Source organism: Sphingobacterium spiritivorum ATCC 33861 (assembly GCF_000143765.1).
Taxonomy (GTDB): domain Bacteria; phylum Bacteroidota; class Bacteroidia; order Sphingobacteriales; family Sphingobacteriaceae; genus Sphingobacterium; species Sphingobacterium spiritivorum.
On record NZ_GL379770.1, the window covers coordinates 2,338,507 to 2,346,458 of the forward strand.

The following is a 7,952-nucleotide window of genomic DNA, read 5'->3' on the forward strand; positions in this document are numbered from 1 at the left end:
CTATTCTCTCAATTTACCTGCTGAAATATTTATCCGTACAGCAGAATATGTTTCCTGAAGATAATACAAAATGATTATTCTCTATATTTTTTTCACTATCTTAGCGTCACACTAACAACCAAAACTTATTATTATGTTACTCAAGAAAACATTGATTTTATCTATGTTTATTTCGATTCATTTCGGAATTTTCGCCCAATTCAACATTACAATCAATAAACAAACCGGAGCAATTTCCAGTATTGTTAACTTCACAGATCCGAACAAGATGAACTGGATTCTGTCATCCTCAGATGGAAATACCGCATGGCAACATCAGAATCAGGACTGGGGAATGGGAAAATTCAAATCTGATCTGAATAAAGATAGTATTCAGAAATGGGAAATACCACAGGAAGCTAACATATCAGAAAATTCTGCTTCACTGTTATATCATACAAAACCTTTAGACATAAAGGTGAACCGAAAACCTGAAGGATCATATTATGTAGAAACGTATACTATCTCAAATAATACTTCTCAGAATATCAACATTTCAGATCTTCAGATCTTCACACCCTTTAATGATAATTATCCTGATGCCCGTACTTGTGCCACTAACCGGTGTAATGCACATATATGGACAGGTATGCACGCTTCCTATGTCAATGCAATGCGAATGAATGGTTCTGGCCCTCACCTGGGTTTGATTCTCACAAAAGGCGCTTTGCAAAGTTATGCTGTAGAAAACAGAAACACCAATAAAGAAGGTGGCTGGAGTAATTCCAGAGGAACTATGGCTTTAAATGTAGAAAATTTCAGTTTGAAACCGGGTCAAAGTTATGTATTACAGTGGAAGATTTTTTGGCATGAGGGCTGGGAAGATTTTTATGCGAAGGCAAAAAATCTGGGTTTTGTACATGTAAAAGCTGATAAATATGTTACTTCAAAGGGTGGCAAAATAAAAATAGAAACAGATGCTTTGAAAACTGCAAAGCTAAAGCATAAAACTATAGTTGTAACAGGCGACAAACCGGGAGAATACAGCAAAAAAATCTATTTTGACAATGGTCATAAATATACTTTTGTTAATTATCTGGTTATCTCTTCTCCAAAAGAACTATTGGCAAAGCGAGCACATTTCATTGTTGACCATCAGCAGATGAATGATCTTAATGATCAAAGATATGGTGCTTATATGGTGTATGACAATGACCTTAACAAAATTGTCACTGATCCCTCAAAATCAGTAAGTTCTGCAGACAGAAATGAAGGAGCTGAACGTTTAGGAATGGGCGTATTCATAGCAAGATGGCTGCAATATAATACGGATGAAAAAATAAAAGAATCCTTACAGAAATACGTAAAATTTGTAAGAACTAAGCTCCAGGACACTGACTACAAAACATTTTCTAATGTGACGAAGAACAGTTATCCCCGCGGATATAACTACCCCTGGGTCGCCAGTCTTTATCTGGAAGTCTACAAACTTACTGGAGAACGGCAGTATTTAGAAGACTACTACGGAACTATGCGAAAATTTTTCACAGAATATGGTCATCATTTTTACGGAATAGATATGCGTATTAAGGAAGGAATAGCAGCACTAGCTTCGGCAGGGATGAATGAACAGAAAGAAGTATTACTAAATGATTACAAAATGTTTGGTGATTTTATCATTAAAAATGGCATTTACTACCCAAAACATGAGGTAAACTACGAACAATCCATCGTAGCTCCGGCTGTAACGGTTTTATGTGAATTATATCTGGTTACAAAAGAACAAAAATATCTTACCGCCGCAAAAGAACAGATGCCATCTCTTGAAGCCTTTAACGGAAAACAGCCTGACGTACATCTATATGATATCGGAATCAGGCACTGGGATGGCTATTGGTTTGGTAAAGGAGAACTACTGGGTGATACTATGCCACATTACTGGAGTGCTCTTACAGGGATTGCTTTCTACCGCTATTATCAATGTACACAGGAGAGTAGCTATGCACAAAGAGCAAAAGGTATTGTCGAGAATAACTTGTTAAACTTTAAAGAAGATGGGAAAGCGAGTTGCGCTTATCTGTATCCAAAGACCATTAATGGAAAACCAGGTAAATATTATGATGCCTATGCTAATGATCAGGATTGGGCACTAGCTTATTATCTGGATGTCATGAATTAATTGAAATCACTTTTCATTGGTTAGCATTTTATAGATGCTAACCAATGAAAAAAGTTACATTAAATTTGTTAAGAATCATTTTATAACGGTAAACAAGCAGAGAGTATGATATCGCCCTTGTTCGTAAAATCAATGTAAGTAGTTTCTGCCGGCTGATGACTACAGGATAGCAACATAGGTACGCCTGCAATGAAAGGAATCATCTTTTTCATACTACACGATTTTAACCTTTTAGGCCGGTCGCTCCAACCCTTTTAATGTAATTATCTCTTATCTGGTCGGACGACGACAACTCTCTCATTATAACCATTCCTGAAATCTACGGATATACCATCTCTTTACAACTTGCGTCAGCAAACAGTAGCTAAACAGAATACCGATGAGCCACGGAAAGTAGGTCCAGGGCAAAGGTTGCATCCCTAATGCTGAGGCGACTGGCAGAAACGGAATAAGCATGCCTGTCACTATAATCAAAGAAGTCATAGCTACAACGGGAGCTGTAGCCCAGCTTTGTATAAACGGTACCTTACGTGTACGAATCATATGGATAATCAGCGTTTGTGACAATAGCCCTTCTACAAACCAACCGCTCTGAAATAAAGATTGATGCTCAGGACTGTTAGCTTTGAATACATAAAACATAACGGCAAACGTTACAAAATCAAATACAGAACTGATAGGCCCTATACATAGCATAAAGCGTTGCAAGCTGCGAGCATCCCATTTCTTTGGTTCAGCCAGAAAATCTTTATCCATACTATCCCAGGGAATGGTGACCTGAGAAACATCGTATAACAGATTCTGAACCAGAAGCTGGACAGGCAGCATAGGTAGAAAAGGAAGAAATGCACTGGCTCCCAGCATACTAAACATGTTACCAAAATTACTACTTGCGGTCATTTTGATGTATTTGACTATGTTGCCAAAAGTTCTTCTGCCGTAAATGACGCCCTTTCTCAATATGGTGAGATCTTTTTCCAATAAAATTATATCAGCGCTTTCTTTGGCAATATCTACCGCAGTATCAACGCTGATGCCGACATCGGATTCTTTGAGAGCGGCAGCATCATTGATCCCATCTCCCATAAAACCTACTGTGTGCCCCTTCTCACGCAGCGCCTGCACAACTCTTACTTTTTGCAGGGGACTGAGTTTGGCAAATACAGAGATATCGTCTACCTGTGTTTTTAATTCTTCTGCAGACAGCATATCGAGTTCATCGCCCAGCATAATGTTACGGATCGGAATTCCGACATCCCGACATATTTTACGGGTCACGATATCATTGTCTCCGGTCAGCACTTTTATAGCTATCCCCAATTCCTGTAAACCTTTTATACTTGGTGCTGCGGAAGGTTTGGCCGGATCCAGAAAACCTATAAAACCTGTCAGTATAAGTTGGTTCTCATCTTCAACAGCATAAGTAAGCGGATGGTTGCCTTCAAATTCGCGTATGGCAACCAGCAACACCCTCAGTCCCTCTTCATTGAGCTTCCGTGCTGTACGCATCACATGATCGCGCATTTTGTCGGTCATCTGCACAATATTATCCTGCTCGGTATGAATACTTCGATCCTCCCCCGGATCGAAAGTATGTGTACAGAGATTAAGCATTTCCTCAACCGCTCCCTTGCAGATCAGCAAGTGGCTGCCGTTTGCATTTTTCAGGACAACCGACATTCTTCGCCGCTGAAAATCAAACGGGATTTCATCAATCTTTACGTAATGTTCTTCAACCTTGAGATAATCATGTAATTCCACATGTTCTAACACCGCTTTATCAAGCAGATTTTTCAATCCCATCTGATGATAACTATTCAGATAAGCCCATTTCAATACTTCATCATCTTCGGCTCCGTGTACATTAAGATGTTTTTCCAATACGATCTTATCCATCGTAAGTGTACCGGTCTTATCTGTGCACAGTATATCCATTGCACCTATATTCTGTATAGCATTCAGTCTTTTGACGATCACTTTACGTTTGCTCATGTTCAGTGCTCCTTTGGCCAGATTAGCGGTTACGATCATCGGTAGCATTTCGGGAGTAAGTCCCACAGCCACTGCCACCGCAAACAGTAAGGCATTCATCCAGTCATCTTTGAGCAGACCATTGATGAGAAAAATAACCGGAACCATAACAAGCATAAACCGGATAAGGAGGAAGCTCACCTTATTCACTCCTTTATCAAAAGCTGTCTCCGGACGTTCGCCAACAATTGTTTTACTGATAGTCCCGAAGTAAGTGGAACTACCTGTTGCCACTACGATTGCAGATGCCGAGCCACTGATCACATTAGTTCCCATAAAACAGATATTGGAAATCCCGATGGGAGAACACTGATCAGCATGTGGGACCGGTAACCAGTTCTTTTCTACAGGAAGTGCTTCTCCTGTAAGCATGGACTCACTCACAAAGAGATCTTTGCAATGTAATATCCTGCAATCTGCTGGTATCATATCTCCGGCTGACAGAAAAATAACATCTCCCGGAACTAATTCTTCAATAAGAAGTTCATGCTTGCCGTTATATCTACGCAAAACAGTTGCCGTGGTCTTTACCATACTTTTGAGTTGTTCTGCAGCCCGGTTACTTCTGAACTCCTGTACAAATCGCATTAATGCGCTGATTATCATCATCGTCAATACTACTATTACAGTCTTGTAATCACGTTCCCCGGGTAAAGCCATCCATATATCCAATACAAAAGATATCAGAGCAATCACAAGTAAAATCAATATAAACGGGTTGGCAAAAGCTTGTATAAGCTGTTTCAACCAGGAAGGTGCACGATCATGCTGTATGACATTTTCCCCAAACCGCTGTATCCTGTCCTTTGCTGTAGCGGACGTGATGCCTTCGGCAGAACTCTCCATCATAGCATAGATAAACTGGTCTTCCTGCATGGCGATATTCTGCAGTTTGATAGTTGTCCCCTCATTCATTCCTGATCTGCTCAACGTTTCTTTCGTTTTTTTATGCAGGGTTGTAGTACTGTTTTTCATTCTCTCACTCCTTTATTACGAACCGGAATTATACTTTTTAAAATGTTTTTAATCAATTGATTATATGATAGATAAATTACATTTAGAAAACTATAGCTTTAATAATATAACAGCTATAAATCACTTTGTGTACCTATAATCTCCCAACTCACCTTCATTACTTTTTCTTCAATCGTCAACAGACTGGCGACACGTTCCATAAAACTGTCCTGCTGGGATGCCGCATGTATCTCTGCTGTAATAATAGCCTTCTGCGGATTTTCATAATCATCACTGCTCAATGATTTAAGCAATAGCTTTTCATGATTGCCCAACTGCTGAAGGAGAAGGATACGGATATGATTTTCTACTTCAGCCCTGCAGATAATAGAAAACCGGTAGTCTGTCTGAATCAGGGAAGATTTGATAAAATGAGATTGTCCTATGCGTTGACCAAGCGGACGCATAAGCAGATGAATCAATACAACAAAAAAACTGAGGATAACAGCTTCTGCATATAATCCGACACCTACAAGTGAGCCAATTGCAGCAGAACACCATATCGTAGCAGCGGTATTAAGTCCCTGTACACTCATTCCATCTTTCATAATTACTCCTGCACCGAGAAAACCAATTCCGCTGATAATATATGAAGCCACTCTCCCGGTAGCATCACCTCCAATACTGACGGACAGCAATATAAAAGCAGTAGAGCCAAGAGAAACTAGTGTGTTGGTACGCAGACCGGCACTCTTCTGTCTCCATTGACGTTCAAAACCTATGGAAGCTCCCAATAACAGAGATAGGGCCAGACGAATAGTAAAATCGAGTGTGTTCATTGTTCTTTTGTATAATACAAACAGGAGCTTAGGTACGCTCCTTCAAGAACGATACGGATTAAGCTGTCAGCTTGCGAGTAAGATAATAGGGATCTGAATCCATGTTTTTTTATTTTTTGACGTTGCAAAAGTAAAACAGCTCCTGTCAGGGAGCTGTTAGAGATCTTTTAGAAAAATATTAGAATTTGATTAGAATCTGTTTTTGTCCGCGTCTGCCGTTGTCCTCACCTTCTCTCCTTTCAAAAGAGATATCCCGATTTATCGGGAGAAAGGTTAATCCATAGAAGCACACAACCTCTCCCTAACCCTCTCCTTAAAAAGGAGAGGGAATTAGGTTTGCTTTATAAAATTTAACAAATACATAAGTGCTACTTCCGGATTTTTTAGAACGGCTTCGTTTTCTATCCTGATTACTTTATAACCCATTGATCTTAGTTTTATCTCACGCTCATGATCATAGTTAGCTTGTCCAAGATTATCATGAACACTTCCATCCAATTCAACAACTAATTTCAGTTTTGGGCAATAGAAATCAACAATATAATTACAAATTGTATGCTGTCTCCTGAATTTTAATCCATTTAATCTATGAGAACGAACCAAATTCCAAAATGTAGTTTCCGCAGGTGTCTGGTCTCTGCGAAGTTGCCTTCTAAATGATTTTGAATCCATAAATAATTGATTTCCATTAAAGATAGCCAATATATTATACCTCTTTATAGATATCAGACTGTATCGGGACCGCAGGCACGTTGTTATCATCTTTCTCTCCTTCTAAAGGAGAGATGCCCGAAGGGCAGAGAGGTTAATCCCAAGAAGTTCAGAACCTCCCCCTAACCCTTCCGACGAGTAGGAACAGGTTATTCATAAAAGTAGAGTAGATTGCGGTTAGCAACAATGTTAAGCATCGGGTTTTATCTTCGATTCTGATTTTTTCTTTCTAAAATATTTAATGATTTCCGCCTTTGACATTTTAGATAATTTATCACTTAATTGTTCTCGTTGTTCACGCATATATTTCACAGCGTCAAATTGTTTCTCAATCGTCTTCATATTTAATAAAATCTCTAGGTGAACGAATTTCTAATTGTTTATATCCATTTTTAATGTTGACAGCATTATACCCTCTAATTCTATCTACATTTACGATGTACTTAAAGTTCCAGCTAATTAAATAATCCGCTTTACATATTGTTGCTAAAGCAATATGCAGACAGTCTGCATAACTTGTTTTCCCAACTACTTTTTCTCTTAAATAAGCTGTTGCCAAATCAACAGCTTCCTAATTTATTTCCAAAAATTCAGTATGCTCAACTTTTAAGCTCTGAACTAATTTTCTAACATTGGAGGGTGCATTTTCAAGTTCGTCTTGTGTCACAGTTGAAAAAAGCATAATAAACTCTCCCTTTTGAAATCTTTCGAATATCGGAATAGTAAATTCGACAAATTCTATATCGTAATATCCGCCAAAAACCGAGGTATCTATCTATAATCTATGTTTCACAACATAAATTTACGAAATTAAACTTCAACTCGTCTTACAACCTTGATCTGCTTTGATTTCCAAATCGCACAGACAACCCTAGTTCATGTGTACTGTTTGCGATGTATCTGTTCAGAACACTGTTCTTCAGATTCTGCTGGTAACTGTATCCGATACGAAGTCTGCCCAGATTGAATTCAGCCATTCCCATCAGATCGCCACGTTGTCTGTAACCTGCCCCGATACCGAATTTCTCATGGAAGAATAACATCACTGTACCATCGAACTGAACCCCGGTCACCGGACGGTAGCTCGCCAGTAGGCTTGGACGGATGTACATCTGGTTATCCAGATCGAAGATGACAGAAGAGGATACATAAAAGGTATTGTCCCGACCAAACTGACGTACATAGTCGGATTCTTTGGATCCGAAAATAGAACGGGGCATCGATATGCCTACATAGTACTTGTCCGGTCTGACCAGCGA

The 7,952-nt window shown here is 39.2% G+C and carries 7 protein-coding genes; 1 reads left to right on the top strand and 6 read right to left on the bottom strand.

Annotated features, from left to right (window positions below):
• Positions 1 to 133 precede the first annotated feature (133 nt).
• Complete coding sequence (locus HMPREF0766_RS10200; protein WP_002996450.1) at positions 134 to 2,158, top strand: hypothetical protein; 2,025 nt, start codon at positions 134 to 136, stop codon at positions 2,156 to 2,158.
• Positions 2,159 to 2,458: 300 nt separating this feature from the next.
• Here HMPREF0766_RS10200 and mgtA read toward each other — a convergent pair whose 3' ends face one another.
• From mgtA to HMPREF0766_RS10225, 6 genes are all read right to left on the bottom strand, one after another.
• Entirely contained in the window at positions 2,459 to 5,164 is a 2,706-nt protein-coding gene (gene mgtA / locus HMPREF0766_RS10205; protein WP_002996452.1) for a magnesium-translocating P-type ATPase, read from the bottom strand.
• Between the two features lie 113 nt (positions 5,165 to 5,277).
• Entirely contained in the window at positions 5,278 to 5,982 is a 705-nt protein-coding gene (locus HMPREF0766_RS22530; protein ID WP_002996454.1) for an MgtC/SapB family protein, read from the bottom strand.
• Positions 5,983 to 6,312: 330 nt separating this feature from the next.
• On the bottom strand, positions 6,313 to 6,654 hold the full coding sequence (locus HMPREF0766_RS10215; protein ID WP_002996456.1) for an endonuclease domain-containing protein: 342 nt from the start codon (positions 6,652 to 6,654) through the stop codon (positions 6,313 to 6,315).
• Between the two features lie 228 nt (positions 6,655 to 6,882).
• A complete protein-coding gene (locus HMPREF0766_RS22390) occupies positions 6,883 to 7,035 on the bottom strand; it encodes a hypothetical protein (RefSeq protein ID WP_002996459.1) in 153 nt (50 codons plus the stop codon).
• On the bottom strand, positions 7,022 to 7,252 hold the full coding sequence (locus tag HMPREF0766_RS22460) for a PIN domain-containing protein (RefSeq protein WP_002996461.1): 231 nt from the start codon (positions 7,250 to 7,252) through the stop codon (positions 7,022 to 7,024). The genes HMPREF0766_RS22390 and HMPREF0766_RS22460 overlap by 14 nt, the downstream gene beginning before the upstream one ends.
• 268 nt (positions 7,253 to 7,520) lie before the next feature.
• Positions 7,521 to 7,952: type IX secretion system membrane protein PorP/SprF (locus HMPREF0766_RS10225; protein ID WP_002996463.1), on the bottom strand; the 432-nt coding region annotated here is incomplete at its 5' end.

Coding starts and splice junctions, on each gene's coding strand:
- HMPREF0766_RS22390 (WP_002996459.1), bottom strand. CDS start 7,035: ATGAAGACGATTGAGAAACAATTTGACGCTGTGAAATATATGCGTGAA.
- HMPREF0766_RS10200 (WP_002996450.1), top strand. CDS start 134: ATGTTACTCAAGAAAACATTGATTTTATCTATGTTTATTTCGATTCAT.
- HMPREF0766_RS10215 (WP_002996456.1), bottom strand. CDS start 6,654: ATGGATTCAAAATCATTTAGAAGGCAACTTCGCAGAGACCAGACACCT.
- mgtA (WP_002996452.1), bottom strand. CDS start 5,164: ATGAAAAACAGTACTACAACCCTGCATAAAAAAACGAAAGAAACGTTG.
- HMPREF0766_RS22530 (WP_002996454.1), bottom strand. CDS start 5,982: ATGAACACACTCGATTTTACTATTCGTCTGGCCCTATCTCTGTTATTG.